At 71.8% G+C, this 18617-nt stretch carries 12 protein-coding genes; 6 read left to right on the forward strand and 6 right to left on the reverse strand.

Features of this window, described 5'->3' with window-relative positions:
* Positions 1-287 precede the first annotated feature (287 nt).
* From ACFVGS_RS02900 to ACFVGS_RS02915, 4 genes are read left to right on the forward strand one after another with little or no spacing between them, the layout of a single operon-like run.
* Positions 288-872 carry a hypothetical protein gene (locus tag ACFVGS_RS02900; RefSeq protein WP_385689766.1) on the forward strand — a complete coding sequence of 195 codons (585 nt, stop codon included), beginning with the start codon at positions 288-290 and terminating at the stop codon, positions 870-872.
* Entirely contained in the window at positions 869-1567 is a 699-nt protein-coding gene (locus tag ACFVGS_RS02905) for a hypothetical protein (RefSeq protein ID WP_385689769.1), read from the forward strand. Before ACFVGS_RS02900 ends, ACFVGS_RS02905 begins: the two co-directional genes overlap by 4 nt.
* Positions 1564-4986: a WD40 repeat domain-containing protein gene (locus ACFVGS_RS02910; protein WP_385689772.1), complete on the forward strand. Its 3423-nt coding sequence runs from the start codon at positions 1564-1566 to the stop codon at positions 4984-4986. The genes ACFVGS_RS02905 and ACFVGS_RS02910 overlap by 4 nt, the downstream gene beginning before the upstream one ends.
* Positions 4987-5002: 16 nt before the next feature.
* Positions 5003-6010, forward strand: coding sequence for a hydrolase (locus ACFVGS_RS02915; RefSeq protein WP_385689775.1), 1008 nt, complete (start codon positions 5003-5005; stop codon positions 6008-6010).
* A 133-nt stretch (positions 6011-6143) separates the two neighbouring features.
* Here the strand turns inward: ACFVGS_RS02915 and ACFVGS_RS02920 are convergent, their stop codons facing one another.
* The 4 genes from ACFVGS_RS02920 to ACFVGS_RS02935 all read right to left on the reverse strand — a co-directional run bounded on the left by ACFVGS_RS02920 (position 6144) and on the right by ACFVGS_RS02935 (position 13724).
* Positions 6144-7073: a hypothetical protein gene (locus tag ACFVGS_RS02920; protein WP_385689778.1), complete on the reverse strand. Its 930-nt coding sequence runs from the start codon at positions 7071-7073 to the stop codon at positions 6144-6146.
* A gap of 160 nt (positions 7074-7233) precedes the next feature.
* Positions 7234-7578 (reverse strand): hypothetical protein, encoded by a 345-nt coding sequence (locus ACFVGS_RS02925; protein ID WP_385689781.1) that lies wholly within the window; start codon positions 7576-7578, stop codon positions 7234-7236.
* Positions 7579-13164, reverse strand: coding sequence for an RHS repeat-associated core domain-containing protein (locus ACFVGS_RS02930; RefSeq protein ID WP_385689784.1), 5586 nt, complete (start codon positions 13162-13164; stop codon positions 7579-7581). It lies immediately after the preceding gene.
* A 143-nt stretch (positions 13165-13307) separates the two neighbouring features.
* The gene (locus ACFVGS_RS02935; RefSeq protein WP_385689787.1) at positions 13308-13724 is read right to left on the reverse strand and encodes a secondary thiamine-phosphate synthase enzyme YjbQ; all 417 of its coding nucleotides are present in this window, start codon (positions 13722-13724) and stop codon (positions 13308-13310) included.
* Positions 13725-13910: 186 nt separating this feature from the next.
* Here ACFVGS_RS02935 and ACFVGS_RS02940 point away from each other — a divergent pair, with 186 nt between their 5' ends.
* A complete protein-coding gene (locus ACFVGS_RS02940) occupies positions 13911-14987 on the forward strand; it encodes an NAD(P)-binding domain-containing protein (protein WP_385690031.1) in 1077 nt (358 codons plus the stop codon).
* Here the strand turns inward: ACFVGS_RS02940 and mltG are convergent.
* Entirely contained in the window at positions 14953-15816 is an 864-nt protein-coding gene (mltG, locus tag ACFVGS_RS02945; RefSeq protein WP_384409892.1) for an endolytic transglycosylase MltG, read from the reverse strand. The genes ACFVGS_RS02940 and mltG overlap by 35 nt on opposite strands.
* A gap of 321 nt (positions 15817-16137) precedes the next feature.
* On the reverse strand, positions 16138-17985 hold the full coding sequence (locus ACFVGS_RS02950; protein WP_385689791.1) for an ABC transporter ATP-binding protein: 1848 nt from the start codon (positions 17983-17985) through the stop codon (positions 16138-16140).
* A gap of 93 nt (positions 17986-18078) precedes the next feature.
* Here ACFVGS_RS02950 and ACFVGS_RS02955 point away from each other — a divergent pair, with 93 nt between their 5' ends.
* Positions 18079-18573 (forward strand): MarR family winged helix-turn-helix transcriptional regulator, encoded by a 495-nt coding sequence (locus ACFVGS_RS02955; RefSeq protein ID WP_384409896.1) that lies wholly within the window; start codon positions 18079-18081, stop codon positions 18571-18573.
* Positions 18574-18617 lie beyond the last annotated feature (44 nt).

Below are 18617 nucleotides of genomic sequence, written 5' to 3' on the forward strand. Positions count from 1 at the left end.
GCCGCCGGGGGGGCGTGTTTTGTTATACCCTGGGGAGGCCCCCCCCCGCGGCCCCGCGCCCCCCCGGTGTGGGGGGGCCGGGGCGCCACGGCCGTTCACGGACCTCACCGCGCCGGCGCGCCGGAGGCGGGACCGCCCGCGGCAGGGCTCTGCCCGTACCGATCCGGCCATGTTCCGCACGAGAGGGCGGAACTTCCCTCCACGCGCGGTCAGTTCGACTGATACCTCGCTAGATTCGGCTGTCGCGGCAGGCGTTGCGGCGTGCGGGCTCGCATCGAGGAGGTCGGATGCTTTCGGGAGCCGAGGGCGCGCTGTACGGCGCCGGCGGCGGGTTGGTGGTCGAGGCCGTCGTGACGTTCGGGCGGTTGCATGCCTGGCAGCAGGCGCGTCATGCGGCGCGGGTGGCTGCCGAGGCGCTGCCGAAGCTCGGTGCGTATGTCGATGTGCCGGCGGATTCGCTGGCGGCGCTGTTCCGGGTGGTGCTGGGCTGCGCCGCGGGGTGGCTGCTCCACGGTGAGCTGGGCGGCATGCTCGCGGCGGTCGCGGTGGGGGCTTCGGCGCCTGCGGTGCTGGCCCAGATGGGGAGCGCCACGACCGTCACCGAGGCACTGCAGCTGGGCGCCACTCCCGACGCGGCTGCGCAAGCAGGGGCAGGGGCGTCGCCCGCACCTGCCGGGCCCGCGGCACCGGCGGCACCCTCGGCACCAGCAGCGCCCGCGGCACCCTCGGCACCGGCGACACCGGCGACATCCGCCGCAGCGACCGCGCCTCCTACCCCCGCTGCCGCGGCTACGCCTGCCGCGCCCACAGCGCCGGCCGCTCCCACCGGTCCGGCCTCTCCCTCGCCCACCGCCGGGGAGGCAGGCCCATGACGCGTGGATCGGTCGTCCGGCGCTCCTGGTCGTCCTTCACCACCGGCCGCCGCACGTCCCCGCGCCTAACGGAGCGCGGCCGCGCCGGGTACACGCTGTGGCAGCGCGTCCGGGCCTCCTTCACCGGGATCAGCCTCCCCCCGCACCCCGGGCACGTGCCGGACACGGCCCTCCGCCTCGCGCCCACGCCACGCCCGCAGACCGCCCGTGCCGCCGGGGCCTGGTTCGCCCTGCCCCCGCTTCCCACGGCCGGCGCGCTGACCGCTTCCGGCGACGACACGGTGGTCCTGAAGGCCTCCTCCCCCGACGGCCGCGCGGTCTTCGTCCTGCACCGCACCGGCGACCAGACGTCCGAGTACGCCCTCGAGCTGGTCATACGCGACACCGGGGGCCCACCGGAGCTGGCCACCGTCACGTACACGCGGCCGGACGGCGAGGAGCACACCCTCCTCGTTCCCGTGTCCCCTTCCCGTTACGGCGCCGCGGCCTCGTTCGTCCGCCTCACCGGCTTCACGGCCGGATCGACCTGGCGGGCCGGCGGGCCGGCACCCGTCCCCGGGAACCCCGACTGGCCCTCCGCCACCGTCGCGGACTCCGTCCGCGCCGCGCTGAACGAAGCGACTCGGGACGCATGGCGCCGGGTCGGGGAACGCACGGGCCAGGGGGTACGCGACGCCATCGAAGGCGCGCTGTGACAGCGGTCGGGGGCATCCACCGCACCGCTCTGGACACCGTCCTGCGCGAATCCGCCCCGCAGGCGGCGGTCCACGAGCTCCTGGGCGAGCGACGGTTGTGGTGGAAGTCCTGCAGCGAGGCGGCCCGCACCGACCCCGCCTGGCTGTCGGAGGGGCCCGCCGAAGCCCTGGCGGACTGGATCGACGCCAACGCCCCGGACGGCGAGCCCCTCGTCCTCACCCCCGCCCGGCACGCCTTGCTCCTGGCCCGCGCCCTGGCCTCCCCGCCGGACCAGGACGAGGCGCTGGTCTCAATACGCGCCCTGTGGGCGGCCTCCGGCCTGTTGTCCGCCGGAGCCGCGCCCGGACCGGTGGAAGCGTCCGGCCGCGGCCTGGAGGCCGTGCCGGGATCGGTCGCCGCACGTCTCGACGCCGTACTGGAACGCATCCCGCACCTGCCCGGGCAGGTGTCCCCGGCACCGGACAGCATGCTGGTGACCGCCGTCCTGCTGATGGCGGGCTGCAAGCCGGGCCGACGGGTCCAGGTCCCGGTGGTCTTCGGCGAAACGGAACGCCGTGGCGAGGCGGGCGCCACCGGCGTGCTGGAGCTGCGCGAGTTCCCCGCCGGGCCGCCCGGTCTCTACCCCGATCCGCGGTACATGACCGGACTGCGCAACGCGGACGGTCAGTTCGCGACCGCGCTGGGCCGGGCGTGGGCGGTGGCCGGCCGTGGCCGGGGGGCGCGCTGTGTGCTGTGGCGTCTGGTGTTCACCGACCGCTCGCCCACCCGGGTCGAAGGCCCCTCACTGGGAGCCGCCTTCGCGCTGGGACTGCGGGAACTCCTGCGGTATCCGCAGCGGCGGCGGCCCAGCGTGGCCTGGCTGCGCGGCGTGTTCTACGGCCTGCGCCCGCGCACCGCGGTGACCGGTGCGCTGGGGCACGGCGAGCGTCTGGACGGGGTCAGCGGCATGGAGGACAAGCTGCTGGCGGCCCGCCGCAAGGGGCTGCGCCTGGTGGCGCCCGCCGCGAACCGGCACGATGTGGCGCACGCACCCGAGCCGGCGGACGTGACGTTCGCCGAGACGCTCCGCGAGGCCGACCGCTACGCCCGCCGGTTCCGTACCGGCCGCCTGGTCACCGCCGTGGTTCTGGTGTCGGCGATGGTGGCGTCCGGAGGGGTGGTGCACCACCGGGAGGCCGCGGCCCGGGAGCGGGTGGCGCAGGCGCACAGGATGGCGGAGGTGTCGGAGGACCTGCTTTCCACCGACGTCACGCTGGCCGGGTTGTTCGCCGAGCGGGCGTACCGGCAGCATGCCGACCCGCAGACCCGGAAGGCGCTGTTCCGCGCGGTGACCGCAAGCCCGCATCTGGCCGCCTCGGTACGGGCCGCCGGTACCGTCTCGGCGGTGGCGGCGTCGCAGAACGGCGGGAGGGCGCTCACCGGAAGCCGCGGCGGCGAGGTGGAGACGTGGGACCTGGAGGGCGGGCGGTTCACCGGACACCACCGGCGGCTGGGGCGCCTGCCCGGTCCGGTGGAGACCGTCGCCTCGGATGCCGACGGCCGGGTGGTGGCCGCCTCCGACGACCGGACGGTCAGCGTCTGGACGGCCGGAGAAGACGCTGCGGCGCCCCGCCTGCCCCACGGACACACCCCGACGGCGGTCGCGGTCTCCCCGTCCGGCCGCTTCGTCGCCGTAGCCTCCGAGTCCCCGGTGTCCGAGGTCCGGGGCACGCTGTCGGTACTGGACCGGGTCTCCGGTCGCACCGGGCACCTGGAACTCGCCGGTATGTCCTCCTCGGCACCCTCCGCCCTCGCCTTCGACGGGGACGACGAGCTGGTGGTCGTCGAGTTCGCGTACGGAAGCTGGAACCGCGTCTCCGTGCCGCGGCTCCGGCACACCGCCGGCAGCACCCTCGGCTTCGGCGTGCACAACGCGGCGGCGGCACTCGCCCCGGACGGCAGCCACTTCACCTACAGCAACAAGAGCTCCCCGCTGCCGGTCTGGCCCTCCCAGGGCAGGCCCGACATCGACGAGCCGGGACTGGTCGCGGACACCGAGCCGGGGCTGCCCTCCGCGCTCGCGGTCAGCCGGGGCGGCACGCACGTGGCGGTGGCCATCGGCTCGACGCTGCGGGTGAGCCGGACGCACAGGCCGGCGGAGAAGGGCTCCGGTCCGCTGGCGCTGCCGGGTGCCGGGCCGGTGTCGGCGAACGCCCTCGCCTTCCTCGGCTCCGGCGGCGACCGACTCCTGTCGGCCTCCTCGGACGCGCTGACCCTGTGGGACCTGCGGCAGCACACCCGGATCGCCTGGGAGAGCAAGGCCGACATCCCCGGCTCCTGTCTGAGCTGTGCGGCGCCGCAGGTGGCGGTGGCCCCGGACGGGCAGGACGCGGCGGTCCTCGACGGCCTGGGCACCCGACTGTCCCTGTCGCGGCTGGGCCCGCCGGGCACGAAGCCGCGCGGCCTCGAAGGCACGATGCGGATCCCCGAGTTCTCGGCGTTGGTGTGGCGGCCGGACAGCAGTCTGCTGACCGTGCTGGCGCCGGACGGCAGCGCGCAGGGCCTTGCGCGGGGCGGGACGTGGCGGCCGGCCGGCTCCTGGCCCCCCGTGCCGAATCCGCTGGGGCTGTCCGATCCCCCGGCGCTGGCGCGGTACCTGCCCGGTGGCCGTGAGGTGGCCGAGGTGCACATGTCCGGCACCGTCTGGTTCCGGGACGCGGAGTCGGGAAAGCCGCTACGGAAGGTGGACGGTCCGCGGTCGATGGCGCCGACCGCGGACGGATACCGGCATCCGGCGACCACCAAGGTGGCGCTCCACGAACGGGGTTCGTACGCGGCGGTACTGGAGGAGCCCGTCCTCGACGCCCACGGCACGGTGCGGGTGCACGTGATCAGCACGGCTTCCGGCGGTGTGCGCACGCTCCCGGCGGCCGGGGCCCGTGGCCTCGTCTACAGTGGCGACCACCTGCTGATCCAGCACGACAGCGGCACCATCGAGGTGTGGTCCGCCTCCGGCGACCGTCGGCTCGGCACGGCGGAAGGCGTGGACGACCCCGCGGTGGGTCCGGTGACCGACGGCAGGCTGCTGGCCGGCACCACCGTCGAGGACCAGACCGTCCGCCTCCTCGACCGCGCCTCGCAGACCGGCCTCGGCGCTCTCCCCCTGCCCGAGCACAACTTCGCGAACTCCACCGGCCTCGCCCTCACCCCGGACGGCACCGGGCTGGTCACCGCCACCGAGGCCGACTACTCCGAGACCGACTCCCCCGCGGCCGACGGCCCTATCACCGACAGGTTCGGAACGCTCATCCAATGGAGGCTCGACCCCCGTGACTGGATCCGAACGGTCTGCGCGACCGCCGGCCGTGAACTGCGGCCCCATGACTGGGAACAGCACATGGACACGCCGGCTCCGGCGTCACTGCGGTGCGGGGAGTAGAACGGCCGCTGCCGCGATGGCGGTGGTGCTCGCGGCGACCGGCTGCGAGTCCGCCGGCTCCGGCGGCCGTACGGACGCGCGCCCCACCGCAGCGGCCCCCTCCGCCCCTGCGGTGATCCGCCTTCCGCCCAAGGCGGGGCCCGCTGACCTGCTGATGACCCGGGAGGGAACGCTGTGGGTCGCCGAGCCGTCGCTGGCGGCGATCGCCGAGGTCGCCCCGTCGGGGAAGGTCACCCAGCATCCGCTGCCGCGCGGCGAGGGCTTCGCTCCCCGCCCCTACGATCTGGCCCCGTCCTCCGACGGCGGGATCTGGTACGCGGCCGGCGACCAGCTGGGGCACCTCAGCCGGTCGGGGACGTTCACCTGGTGGAACGACGGGCCGTCGCAGGGCAACGGCCCCGGCGAGGGGGACGGCGTACCCGGCTGGCCGGACGCGCTCGCCCTCGGGCCGGACGGCACCATCTGGTACGAACACTCCGCCGACGGACGCAAGGTCTTCAGCCGGGTCGACACGAAGCGGGGACCGGCACGGATCACGCGCCTGAACACGCAGTTCGCCGTCGGCGCCATGACCCGGGGGCCGGACGACGCGGTGTGGTTCACCCAGCGCGAGGAGTACGACGCGAAGGAGCGCGAAGGCATCGGCCGCCTCACCGTCGACGGGAAGTACCGCAAGTGGCCGCTGCCGGCGGGCTCGGTCCCGGGCGCCCTCGTCAGCGGGCCGGACCAGGCCGTGTGGTTCACCGGCCTCGGCAGCATCAACCGCCTGGGCACCGACGGCACCCTGAACCGCTATCCGATCCCGCAGGCCACCCACCCGAGCGCCATCGTGGCAGGTCCCGACGGATCCCTCTGGTTCACCACCGACCACCGCCTCGGTCGCCTCACCACCAAGGGCGCCATGACCCTGTGGCCGGTCCCGGACGCCGAAGAACTGAGCGCCCTGGTGCCCCTGGAAGACGGCTCGTTCTGGCTGGCGGACCGCAAGACCGACACGCTCCGCCGCTTCGCGCCACCGCGCTGAGAACGAGCCGTTCCGTACGGCCGGGGTCCTTCCTCGGCGGTACGGGTATCGGCCGCTACCCGAGGAACGACAGCCGTACCTGCCGCTGCGGGTTGTCCTTGTTCGTGTCCACCAACCTCCGTTATGGCAACCCTCAGCCTACGCCTCCGCGTTCCGCCTCACCCGGCCTCACCACGTACACGGCAGGGCCGGCATCCTTGCCGTCCTGGGCGATGATCGCGAGCGCCGTCCCGTCCGCCGACCACGCCAGCCCGCGGTCGGCAAGCCGCTTGCCCTTGGGGAGCCGGTACGAGATCGCCTCGACGCCGGCGACGAGCGGCTCCAGCACGACCGTCGCGCCATCGGACCGCGCGGTGCGGGTCCCGTTGGCCAGGTACGTGCCGTCAGGGGCTGCGGCCAGGGCGGTGGGCGCCTGCTCGGTGAACCAGGCACCTTTCCCGGACAGGTCCGAGGTGGCGAATCCCTCGATGTGGTCCTGCGATCCGGCAGCGGTGAAGAGCGTGGCTCCGTCCGGGCTCACGGCGAGGTCCGTGAGGTTGCTCCCGCCCCGGTCGTCCCGTACGCCTGGGACGAGCGCGCCGTCCTTCACCGTGTACACGCGCACATTCACGGGGCTGATGTGGGGCTGGCTCGCGACCAACGTCCTGGTCACCGTCCCGCCGGTTTCGAGGAGCGGCGGCCGCTCGAACCGCTTGGGGTCCTCCTTGATCTGGTCGGGCGGCACCTGCGCGTCGAGCGACACCTTCGCGGGTTCCTGAGAGGTGTCGAGCCGTCCGACGGCTCCTGCCCAGGCATCGCATCCGTAGCCGAACCAGATGTCCGCTCCGATACGGGTGAGGTGAGCGGGGCAGGTGTGGGCGCCCGTGGCGTAGCGCGTCCGCTCGGTGAAGGTCTCGGTGTCGATGGCGGAGATGGCGTCGCCGGCGGCGAGGGCAACGTACAGCGTCTTGCCGTCCTCGCTCAGGACGAGTCCGGAGGCGCCTTGCTGCGTGGTGAGTGTTCTGCGCAGCCTGCCGTCGAAGTCGTATGTGGACAGCGTGTTGGCGACCGGCCCAGAAGTCACATAGACAACCTGCCGTGTCCCATCGACGATCACGGAAGCTTCTTGGCGGGACGGACTGGATTCGGCGGCCACCGGGAGGGTCAAGGTCAACACGGCAACCCCGACCGAGGCAGTGAAGATTCTGAACATTCTGGCTTCTCTCCGTCTCTCGCTGTCTCCGTCACTTCGACGGCTCGACATCAGACTCCGTGAGGTGGGTTTCCATGAACCTGATCAGCTCGTCGAGCTTGACGTCGATACCGGGGAGAACCGGCTCCTCAAGCTCGGCCTCGGAGGAGACATCCGACCTCAACTGATGCAGCGCCTCCAGAATGGCGATGGCGATTCGCCGCCTCGGAGCGGGTTCTAGTTCATTGAATGACACCGAGCCGATCGCCCTGGCCAGCTCGACCTCCTCCAGGTCGGCCGGATCCACCAGGAGTCGATCGACCCTCGAAAGGATCAGGCGAAATACAGCGTTTCGCATCGTCGCGCTGTCTTCATCGCCGAAGACAAGTGCCGCCATTCAGAATCCAATCCTGACGATTTTCTCCCGCAGCGAAGGCGGGAGCGCGTCGACATAGCCGGCAATATCGGACTTCGACTTCTCACTGAAACCCGTGAGGTCGATCAGCGTGAAGTCCATCGACTTGTTCAAGTGACCGTCGATCGACCGATAGAACTTCTGCGGAGCACCGGGGCGCTCCCAGAATTTCGATGCCTCCGGATTGCCGATCTGGTCATAAGTGCGGCCGAGGCTGTCGATGTACTCGCCGTCCCGCTCGTCGGCTGCCGCCTTCAGATTCAAGTCCGGATACTTCTGCTGCGCCCTCTGGAGGGTTTCACGCTCCGCTGGACGAAGCCGTTCGAAATGAGGGTCCGGACTCCCCGGTGATCCGCCTCCGGATTCCGACAGCATGCGGTTGAGGTCGGAGCCGAACTCGGACCCACCGTGCATCACCATGCCGAACCCGAGGCCCGCAAGACCGACACCGGCGGCCGCACCGCCCGCACCGGCGGCGCACGACCCCGCCGTCACGGGCACGCCGACACCGGTCGCGAGCAGCGGAACGCTCAGCCCGCAGGCCGCGGCACCGCCCGCGATCAGCAGCCCGCCGCCTACCACGGCGGCGGCGCCCAGAACGCCCTCCGCGACGTCGGCTGCGAGTTCAAGGGTGTCCAGAGCGACCTCGCCGACGTCCTCCAGGAAGTCGAAGAAATCGTGCCCGTCGAGCTCCACGTTGCTGACCGGGTTGCCGCCCGCGAAGGCGTAGCGGTTCGCCGTCCACGGATCGGTGGCCAGGCGAAGGTCGGCCAGGGCCCCGTTGTACATGTCCCGGGAGAGGAACTGGTTCAGACCGGGGCTGTAGTCGCGGAAGCCCATGTCGTAGGTCTTGGAGCCTCCGTCCCAGCGCTTCGCGTTGAAGCGGTAGGCGTTGTACGGCTCTTTGTCCGGATGGGTGGCATCCGGTTTGTCGATTCCGGTGAATGACTTCTCGTCATCCTGGCCGTAGGCCGTGTATCCGTAGGTGGCCTTGGTGTTGCCGCTCTCGTCGGTGAGGGTTTCGACGTCCGTGTGGGGGCCGTAGCCGAAGAAGGTCGTCTCCCGCGTGTCGTCGGTCTCGGATTTCGGCCGTGTCTGGGAGAGCCGTTGTCCGTCCGGGCCGTATTCGTACCGGGCGTGGATCTTGCCGGCGCGTACCTCGGTGAGGACCTGGTCGGTGAGGCCGAGGTAGTGGGTGGTGGTCGTCCTGCCCTTCGCCGTCGTGGTGACGCGGCGGTCGAGCGGGTCGTAGGCGTAGGTGGTGCGGGAGGTCTGATGCCCGATGCCGGTGGGGGCGTGGTGCTCGATGACGCGGTCGAAGCCGTCGTACACATACTTCTCGGCCTGATGGCCGGCCTGCGTGATGCGGCTGAGGCGGCCGTACGGGTCGTAGTGGTAGGAGGCAGTGACACCGGCCGTGCTCGCGGTGACGAGGCGGTCGCGGTCGTATGTGAGGTCGGTGCGGCGCTCGACGGTCTGGCGGACGACGTTGTTGTTGCCGTCGTGCTCGTAGAGCTCGGTGCGTTCTCTTCCGCCGTCCGTCTTGATGACCTTCTCGATGCGGTCGCGGGGGTCGTAGGTGAACCGGGAGGTGACGTCGAGGTAGTCGCCGTGGTCGTCGGCGCTCATGGTGCGGGCGATGTCGCGGGAGCGGTTGCCGTTCGGGTCGTACTGAAGCTCGTGTCGGGCGACGAGCGTGCCTCCGGACTTCAGCTCCTCGGTCTTCTGCTGGAGGCCGTCGAGGTAGTACGCGTGGCGCAGGACATTGCCGTTGTCCTTGACCTGCTGTTCCAGTCGGCCGATGAGGTCCCACGTGAAGGTCGTGGTGGTCGCCTTGCCCTGGCCGGGTTCCGGTTCGGTGACGGAGGTCCGGAGCAGCTCGCGCTCGTCGTATGTGTACGTGGCCTTCTCGGTGTCGTAGGTCCGCTCGGTGATGTTGCCGTTGGGGTCGTATGCGTAGGTGGTGGTGTGGCGGGCGTCGGTGTCGGGTTTCGCCGCGTACTCGTCGATGGTCCTCGGGCGGTTGATCCCGTCATACGTCACGGTGTACTTCGCGGTCGCGGCTCCGGGGCTCGCGTCCTGCACGCTGGTCAGGTTGCCGTCGGGGTCGTAGGCGTAAGTGAACGCCTTGCGGTCCTTCTCGACGCCAGGGTTGTCGCGGACGAGCCTGATCGCGTCGGCGAGGACGGGGGCGTCCGCCTCGTCGGTGAGCGTGATGCGCCGGGTCGTCTCGTCTTCGAAGGTCCAGCGGCCGAGTGACTTCCAGCTGCCGGCGGCCTTCCTCTGGTCGACGGTCACCCTTGCCGTGCCCTTGTCGTGTTCGACGGTGTAGGCGGCGTTCTCGGCCGTCGCGCCGGCCGGAACGTGGGCGAAGACCTCGTAGGCGCCCTTGGTGGGGATCTGGGTGGTCCAGGTGACGGTGTCGGAGCCGGTGCCTGCGGCGTGACGGAGGTGGCGGTCGCCCCACCCGCTCGCGGGGACGGGCTCCCAGGTACCAGTGGCGGTCGTACGGTCGAGGTCGGCGTCGTCGACGAGGACGGTGTCGGAGCCGGCCGGGGTGCCCTGGTCCGTGCGGCTCAGGACGCGGCCGTCGAGCGTGTACTGCCAGCGCATGAAGCGGGTGGAGTCGCCGTCGCCTGTGAGCGTGCGGCTGGTCTGGTTGCCGACCGGGTCGTAGTCGTACGACGTGCGGATGTTCCAGGGGTCGGTGCTCGACCTCACCCAGCCGTTGTCGAAGTAGGCGGTGACATGGCTGTTGGGCGAACCCGGGCTGCCCTGCGAAGCCGGTGTGGTGGTCTTTGTGAGACGACCGACCGGGTCATAGGCGTACGTGAGGATGTCGGGCTTCCTGACCCTGGGATGCAAGGGGTCATGGGGCAGACGGCGTTCGACCAAGCGGCCGACAGCGTCGAAGACGGAGACGTCGGCCAAGGACTCCTTGTCCTCGGCGACGGCGCGCGGCGAGTAGACCTTGGTCCGGTTGCCGACCTCGTCGTAGGTGTAGCGGGTGGTCCGGTGCTCGACGGTGCCGTCGTCCATGCGCCTGTGGGGGACCTTGACCTCGACCGGCTTGCCGAGGGCGTCGTACGTCGTCAAGGTCTCGCTGCCGAGGGCGTCGATGACCCGCGTGACGAGTCCGTCATGGTCGTAGACCCGGCGTTCGGTCGCCCCCGCCGGGTCCGTGACGGCGATCACGCGGTGGCCGAGGTCGTACACCGCACGCGAAGTCGGCCCGCGCCAACCCTGCCCGGCGTTGGTGCGAGGATCGAACACCTCGATGACGTTGCCGACCGCGTCGTACCGGAACGTGGCGCGGCCGCCCAGCGCGTCGCGCTGCTCGACCAGCTGGTTCACCTCGTCGTAGACGCTGTACGTGGTGAAGTCGTCCGGTTCCGCCGTCAAAGTGCCCTTCGGCGTGGTGCTCCGCACGAGGTTGCCGACCGGGTCGTAGGCGTAGGTGCTGACGCGCGCGGGGTCCTGCGACCGGTCCTTGGGCTCGGTCAGCGACACCAACAGGTCGCCCGCGTCGTAGGCGGCCGTCGTGACGGCACCGTTCGGGGCGGTGGAGCGGAGCACGTTGTCGTTGCGGTCGTAGACGGGCGGCGGTGTGACGACGTAACGGCCGGCGGCCTGGTCGATGGGCTGCCTCGACTCCAGCGGACGCTTGCGGACGTCGTACGTATGCGTGCTGGTGTGCTTGTTGGCGTCGGTGACGGACAGGACGTTGCCGACCGCGTCGTACCGGAACGACGTGGTGTGACCGAGGGCGTCGATGATGCGGCGCGGCGAGCCGGTCGGGTCGAAGTCGGCGAACCTCGTGCTGCCGCCCCGGGCGTCGACGGACTCCATCAGACGCCCTGCGGAGTCGTACACGTTCCGGGACGTGTACCCACGGGGGTCGGTCAGCCGGATGAGATTGCCGTACGCGTCATGGCCGAAGGTCCAGCGGCGGCCCTCCGGACTGACCTTCTCGACAAGGTCGGCGACATGGCCGCCCAGCGCGGTGCGGTAGCTCAGGCTGGTGGAGGCCCGGTCGCCCGCGTTGGCGACGGGGTCGGTGACGGTGAGCGGATAGCCGGTGGCGTGGTCGTACTCCCAGGTGGTGCGGGCTCCGTTGGCCTCGCGCAGTTCGGTGACGTTGTGATCGTCGTCCCAGGTGAGGCGGGTGGTCCCGCCCTTGGCGTCGCGGGCACGGACCGGCCGCCCGAGATCGTCCACGGTGTAGGCGGTGCGGTGCCCGGCAGAGTCCGTCACGGTCATGACGGTGCCGGACTTCGCCCCCGCCCAGTGGAAGCCGGTCGCACCGCCGCGCCGGTCGGTGATGCTCTGGACGCGGCGCGATCCGTCCGCCCGCCCGGGAGATGACGGATAGGAGAGGTGCGTACGGTGGCCCAGCGGGTCCGCCACGTGGTCCAGGCGAGGTCGGCCGCCCGGCCCGGTGACGTAGCCGATGTCCAGAGAACGCTCGGCATTGGTCCCCGCCGCGTCCGTGATCCTGGCCAGATTCCCCCGCGCGTCGTAGATGAACGTGACCCGCCGTCCGGAGACATCGGTGACCGAGGCGAGGCGGCCCTCGTAACGGCTGCCCGCCGCCACGCGTCCTCGGCGCAGGGACCGGTCGCCGTCCCTCGCCAGGTAGTCGTACCTCCTGCCCGCCCTCAGGTGATCGAGCGCCAGGACAGTTCTGCCCGAGGCGTCCACGACCCGGTGCAGGAGCCCGCTGCCATGGTCGTCATACTCGAACCGGAGCGTATTGCCGTTCCGGTCCACCACGGTGGCGGGACGGCCGTCGGCCCCGTAGAAGAACTGCGTACGGTCCGGCCGGGTGAACGACCAGGTGCGCCCCTTGTCGCGGCTGCCCGTGCGCTGCAGGAAGAGATGGACGCCGGGCGGATGGGCGTAGTCCCAGGCTGCCGGATCCTTGCTACCGTGCCGCCTGAGCCGGAAGACGTGCCCTGTACCGTCCCCGTCGATCAACCGGACGGTGCGGGGCAGCCCCTGCCCGCCCCGTTCGTCCGGGCCGAAAACCAGTCGGCTCCCGAGCCTGCTCAGCGTGGACGTCGCCACCGACCAGCCCGGCCCTGCCGGACCGCCGGCCTCCGGGTCGAGACTGTTGTACGTCAGACGCAGGAACGCGGCTGGGCCGAGTGCCGGGTTGGCCAGGAGGTTCCAGCCGAGGACCGTGTTCCCGGTCGACCCTTCGACCATGAGCGAGGCACCCGCTCCTACGGGCACCTGCGCGTACTGGCGGAACCTCTCCAGTCCGAGGCGGTCCGATGCGGCGGTCGGCTCCTTCGAACGCTCCCCGCCCGTGGCAGCCGCCCCCTCTGGAGGGCGGTATGCCGGCTCACGGTGCGGCACCGGGACATCGGAGGCGATGGTCCGCCCGCGATGCCGCCCTGGGTCGGGCACCCACGGCGCGGACCACGACAAGGGGCGCCGGCCCTCGACCGCCGCGACATTCAGCACCTGCGCTGCCTCGGCCGTGGGCGCGAGCAGGCTCAGCACGACCGCGATGGTGCAGGCGATCCGGAACCGGGGCACGGGGGCTCCCTCGACGGCGGGCATGCGCCCAGAGTGACGGGACGAGGATCACATTAAGTGATGCATGCACACTTTCCGTGACGGAACACGAGCTGGCCACCCGCCGCCCCCTCCAGGGCCATCGCTTGGTACGGCCGGGAATCCCGCATACAGTCCCGCGGTATCCGCTACCCGAGGAACGACAGCCGCACCTGCCGCTGCGGGTTGTCCTTGTTCGTGTCCACCAGGCAGATCGACTGCCAGGTGCCGAGTTCCAGGCGGCCGTCCACGATCGGGACCGTGGCGTGCGGGGGGACCAGGGCCGGCAGGACGTGGTCGCGGCCGTGGCCCGGGGAGCCGTGGCGGTGCTGCCAGCGGTCGTCGGCCGGGAGGAGGTGGTGGAGGGCGGCGAGGAGGTCGTGGTCGCTGCCCGCGCCCGTCTCCAGGATCGCCAGGCCGGCGGTGGCGTGCGGGACGAAGAGGTTGAGGAGGCCGTCGCGGCCCCCGGCCGTGCGGGACAGGAACTCCTCACAGTGGCGGGTGAGGTCGGTGACGGTCTCGGTGGAGCCGGTGGTGAGCGTGAGGATCGTGGTGCTGAAGGCCATGGGCCCATCCTGCCGACCGGGGGCAGCCGCCGCATCCGAACCGGGAGGGAGGTCGGGAAGATCCCCGAGGGGTTCACTGTTGGTGGAATCGTGAACGATTTCGAGGTACACGACGTGCCGGAGCAGCGCGGGGTTCCGGGCCGCGGGGCCGCGGAGGGGCGCGACCACGGGGCCCTGGGCCGGGTGGTGCGGTCGGTCGACGTCGTCGTCATCGGGGCCGGTCAGGCCGGGCTGTCCGCGGCCTATCACCTCCGGCGCACCGGTTTCGAGCCCGAGCGGGACTTCGTGGTCCTCGATCACGCCCCCCGGCCGGGCGGTGCCTGGCAGTTCCGCTGGCCCTCGCTCACGTACGGCAAGGTGCACGGCATGCACGCGCTGCCCGGTATGGAGCTGACCGGCGCCGACCCGGCCCGGCCGTCCTCCGAGGTGATCGGCGGGTACTTCGCCGACTACGAGGAGACCTTCGGGCTGCGGGTGCACCGGCCCGTGGAGGTCTCCTCGGTACGCGAGGGTGAAGAAGGGCGGCTGCTCGTCGAAAGCTCGGAGGGTGTCTACTCCGCCCGTGCCCTGATCAACGCGACCGGCACCTGGGACCGGCCCTTCTGGCCGCGCTACCCGGGGCAGGAGACCTTCCGCGGCCGCCAGCTGCACACCGCCCAGTACCCGGGTCCCGAGGCCTTCGCCGGGCAGCGGGTGGTCGTGGTCGGCGGCGGCGCCTCCGGCACCCAGCACCTGATGGAGATCGCCGACGTCGCCGCCGCGACGACCTGGGTCACCCGGCGCGAGCCCGTCTACCGCGAGGGCCCGTTCGGCGAGGTGGAGGGCCGCGCCGCCGTCGCCCTCGTCGAGGAGCGGGTACGGAAGGGACTGCCACCGCAGAGCGTCGTGTCCGTCACGGGGCTGCCGCTCAACGACGCCATCCGTGACGCCCGTGAGCGCGGCGTCCTGGACCGGCTGCCCATGTTCGACCGGATCACCCCGACGGGAGTGGCCTGGGACGACGGGCGGACCGTGGACGCGGACGTGATCCTGTGGGCGACCGGCTTCCGGGCCGCCATCGACCATCTCGCCCCGCTGCGGCTGCGGGAGCCCGGCGGCGGCATCCGGGTCGAGGGAACCAGGGCCGTACGGGATCCCCGCGTCCATCTCGTGGGCTACGGCCCCTCCGCCTCGACCATCGGCGCCAACCGGGCCGGCCGCGCCGCCGTCGCCGACGTCCGGCGGCTGCTCAGGACCTCGCCGCAGCCCGTCGCTGTTCGTTGAAGTCGGCGACGTTGGCCTGGTGTTCGGGGTAGCTGGCGGTGAAGCGGGTGTCGCCGTGCCTGACGGTGACGAAGTAGAGCCAGTCCCCGTCGGCCGGGGCGACGGCCGCGCTCATGGCCTGGTCGCCCGGGTTGCCGATGGGTGACGGGGGCAGGCCGCGGCGCTCGTAGGTGTTGTACGGGCTGTCGATGCGGGTGTCCTGGTGGGTGGTGTCCACGGTGTCCCTGCCCAGGGCGTAGTTGATGGTCGAGTCCATCTGGAGCGGCATGCCCTGGGCGAGCCGGTTGTAGACGACCCGCGCCACCTTGCCCATGTCCTCCGGGGTGTCGGCCTCGGCCTGGACGATGCTGGCGACGATGACCAGCTGGTGGACGCTCATGCCGTGGCGGCGGGCGCCCTCCGCGATGCCGGGGGCGCCGAAGCGCTTCACGGCCGTGTCGACCATGTAGCGCAGGAGCCCCTCGGGAGTGGTGGCCTTGCCGACGGGATAGGTCGCCGGGAAGAGATAGCCCTCCGGGTTCCCGCCGGCGGCGGCGGGCAGGGCGAGTGCGGTGGCCGGTGCCTGGGCGGCCTTGCCGGTGGTGCCCGCAGGCAGTCCGAGGGAGCGGTCCACGGCCGCGTACACCTCGCCGCCGCGCCAGCCCTCCGGGATGAGCAGGGTGCGCTGCTTCTCGGGTACGGGGCGCTTCGGGTCCCCGCCGAGCAGCAGCAGCGGCACGGTGATCGCGGCGGCGACGGCGAGCAGGGCGCCGAGGACGACGAGCCTGCCCCGGCGGGTGAGCCGGGTGCGGCGGCGACGGTGTTCGGGCTGCCAGGTCCGGTACGTCATGGTTTGCACGCTAACCCGGTTCCCGGGCGATTCCGGGGAGCCCGGGGGTGTCCTGCCGTGGAGGCCCGTCACGCGGCGGCGCCGCCGGTCCCTGGGACGGGGGACCGGCGGCGCCGGGCACTGCTTGCCTGCGAAGGCGTCAGACGAGCCAGCCCAGGAAGTGGAGGACGCCGGCGAGCAGGTTGGTGATGACGTTCATGGTGGTGCTTTCTCCTTGTACAGAGCTTTCGTGGGACTGCGCAGTCGCGGTCTGCAGCCCGTCGCTTGCGCACCGTAATCATCCGACGGCGTACGGGAGTCGGGCAACGGAATCCGGGACGATCACACGTTCCGGGGAACAACCGCTCCCACGTTCGTGTGTTCTGATGCGCGGGCGTCCCGGCGCACCAGCGCGGCGTACCGCCCGTCCTGGGCGAGCAGTTCCTCGTGGGTGCCGCGCTCGGCGATGCGGCCCGCGTCCAGGACGACGATCTGGTCGGCGTCGCGGACGGTGGAGAGCCGGTGCGCGATGGTGATCGTGGTGCGGCCCGCCGAGAGCGCGTCGATGGCCTGCTGCACGGCGTGCTCGGTACGGGTGTCGAGGGCGCTGGTCGCCTCGTCCAGGATGAGCACGGGCGGGTCGCGCAGGATGGTCCGGGCGATCGCGAGGCGCTGCTTCTCGCCGCCCGAGAAGCGGTATCCGCGTTCGCCGACGAGGGTGTCGTAACCGTCGGGCAGCGAGGCGATGTGGTCGTGGATCTGGGCTGCGCGGGCGGCGGCCTCGATCTCCTCGTCGGTGGCGTCGGGCTTGGCGAAGCGCAGGTTGTCCGCGACGGAGGCGTGGAAGAGGTAGGTCTCCTGGGAGACCACGCCGACCGCCCGGGCCAGGGTGTCGAAGGCGAGGTCGCGCACGTCGACGCCGTCGAGGGTGACGCGGCCTTCCGTGACGTCGTAGAGCCGGGGCACCAGGTAGCTGAGCGTGGACTTGCCGGAGCCGGTGGGGCCGACGACGGCGAGGCTGCCGCCGGCCGGCACGGTGAGGTCGATGGTGTCGAGGGTGGGGCGGCCCTCGCCCTCGGGGTCGTAGCGGAAGGTGACCTTCTCGAAGGTGACCTCACCGGAGATCCGGGCCGGGCGGACGGGCTCGGCGGGCTCGGTGATCTCGACGGGCAGGTCGAGGTACTCGAAGATCCGCTGGAAGAGGGCGAGCGAGGTCTGGATCTGCACGCCGGTCGACAGCAGGCTCACCGTGGGCCGGAAGAGGCCCTGCTGGAGCGAGACGAAGGCGACCAGGGTGCCGAGCGATATCGCCGGACCGCCGGCCTGGAGGGCGAGGCCGGCCGCCCAGTAGAGCAGCGCGGGCATGGCCGCCATGACGATGCCGATGGTGGACATCCTCCACCGTCCGGCCATCGAGGAGCGCACTTCGAGGTCGACGAGCCGCTCGGACTCCTCGGCGAAGGACCGGGTCAGGGAGTCGGCACGGCCCATGGTGCGGCCGAGCAGGATGCCGCTGACGGACAGCGACTCGGTGACGGTGGCCGCCATGGCGGCCATCTGCTTCTGGCGCCGGGTGGTGATCTGCTTGCGCTCGCGGCCGACGCGGCGGCTGATGGCGACGAAGACCGGGAGCAGGAGCAGGGAGACGACGGTGAGCCGCCAGTCGAGCGCGAGCATGGCGACGACGGTGGCGACGACGGCGGTGAGGTTGGAGACGAGGGAGGTGGCGGTCGAGGTGACCGTCGCCTGCATGCCGCCGATGTCGTTGGCGATCCGGGACTGGACCTCGCCGGTGCGGGTGCGGGTGAAGAAGGCCAGCGGCATGCGCTGGAGCTGGGCGTAGACCGCGGTGCGCAGGTCGTGCATGACGCGCTGGCCGACGGTGGTGGAGATGAGCGTCTGGAGGACGCCGAAGACACCGGAGACGACGGCGGTGGCGATCATCCCGAGCGCGAGCAGGCTGAGCAGCCCGGTGCGACCCTGCGGGATCGCGGTGTCGAGGATCTCCCGCAGGAGGAAGGGCGAGGCGACCGAGACCAGCGACGAGGCGGCCACGAGCAGGCCGACGACGCCGAGCCGGCCGCGGTAGGGCCGGAAGAGCCGCAGGATGCGCCGCAGCTGGGCGGGCTCCCTCGGGCCTCGGGGGTCTCGGGCGGGGGGCGTCCAGGTGGACTCGTCATGGTGGCGCATGGGCTCCTACGAGGGTTCGGCGACGGTACGGTCTGAGCATAGCTCATTGTTACCTATACTCACAATGAACGTGGTCCTGATAGTGTTCCCTCCATGAGCACCCCGGCCACCTCCGGCACCGCCGCGTCCGCCGCCCCCGGCACCGCCGGCGCCCCCGACCCCGACGGCCTTCTCGCCGAGCAGCTGCTCCGGCTGACCCGTCGGCTGCACCGCATCCAGAAGCGGCACCTGGAGCCGGTCGGGATCACGCCCGCGCAGTCCCGGCTGCTGCGGACGGTCGCGCACTACCCGGATCCGCCCCGGATGGCCGACCTCGCGGCCCGGCTCGAGGTCGTCCCGCGCGCGGTGACCAGTCTCGTCGACGGCCTGGAGGCGTCCGGACGGGTGCGCCGGGTGCCCGACCCGAGCAACCGCCGGGTGGTCCGGATCGAGCTCACCGACGCCGGCCGCGACACACTGAGAGAGCTGCGCAGCGCGCGCCGGGCGGCCGCAGAGGACATCCTGGCTCCACTGACCGTCGATCAGCGCGAGGTGCTCGGAGGTCTGCTGTCCGCTCTGGTCGACCGCGGTCCGGAGCCCGTCTGCTGAGACCGGGGCAGCTGGAGCGGGGGCACGGTCGCGCCGGAGGGGAG

Origin of the sequence: Streptomyces sp. NPDC127114 (genome assembly GCF_042677525.1) — a bacterium.
GTDB lineage: Bacteria > Actinomycetota > Actinomycetes > Streptomycetales > Streptomycetaceae > Streptomyces.

Bases quoted from the DNA above. Each gene is read 5' to 3' on its own strand.
- ACFVGS_RS02900 (WP_385689766.1), top strand. From the start codon at position 288: ATGCTTTCGGGAGCCGAGGGCGCGCTGTACGGCGCCGGCGGCGGGTTG.
- ACFVGS_RS02905 (WP_385689769.1), top strand. From the start codon at position 869: ATGACGCGTGGATCGGTCGTCCGGCGCTCCTGGTCGTCCTTCACCACC.
- ACFVGS_RS02915 (WP_385689775.1), top strand. From the start codon at position 5,003: ATGGCGGTGGTGCTCGCGGCGACCGGCTGCGAGTCCGCCGGCTCCGGC.
- ACFVGS_RS02925 (WP_385689781.1), bottom strand. From the start codon at position 7,578: ATGGCGGCACTTGTCTTCGGCGATGAAGACAGCGCGACGATGCGAAAC.
- ACFVGS_RS02930 (WP_385689784.1), bottom strand. From the start codon at position 13,164: ATGCCCGCCGTCGAGGGAGCCCCCGTGCCCCGGTTCCGGATCGCCTGC.
- ACFVGS_RS02935 (WP_385689787.1), bottom strand. From the start codon at position 13,724: ATGGCCTTCAGCACCACGATCCTCACGCTCACCACCGGCTCCACCGAG.
- mltG (WP_384409892.1), bottom strand. From the start codon at position 15,816: ATGACGTACCGGACCTGGCAGCCCGAACACCGTCGCCGCCGCACCCGG.
- ACFVGS_RS02950 (WP_385689791.1), bottom strand. From the start codon at position 17,985: ATGCGCCACCATGACGAGTCCACCTGGACGCCCCCCGCCCGAGACCCC.
- ACFVGS_RS02955 (WP_384409896.1), top strand. From the start codon at position 18,079: ATGAGCACCCCGGCCACCTCCGGCACCGCCGCGTCCGCCGCCCCCGGC.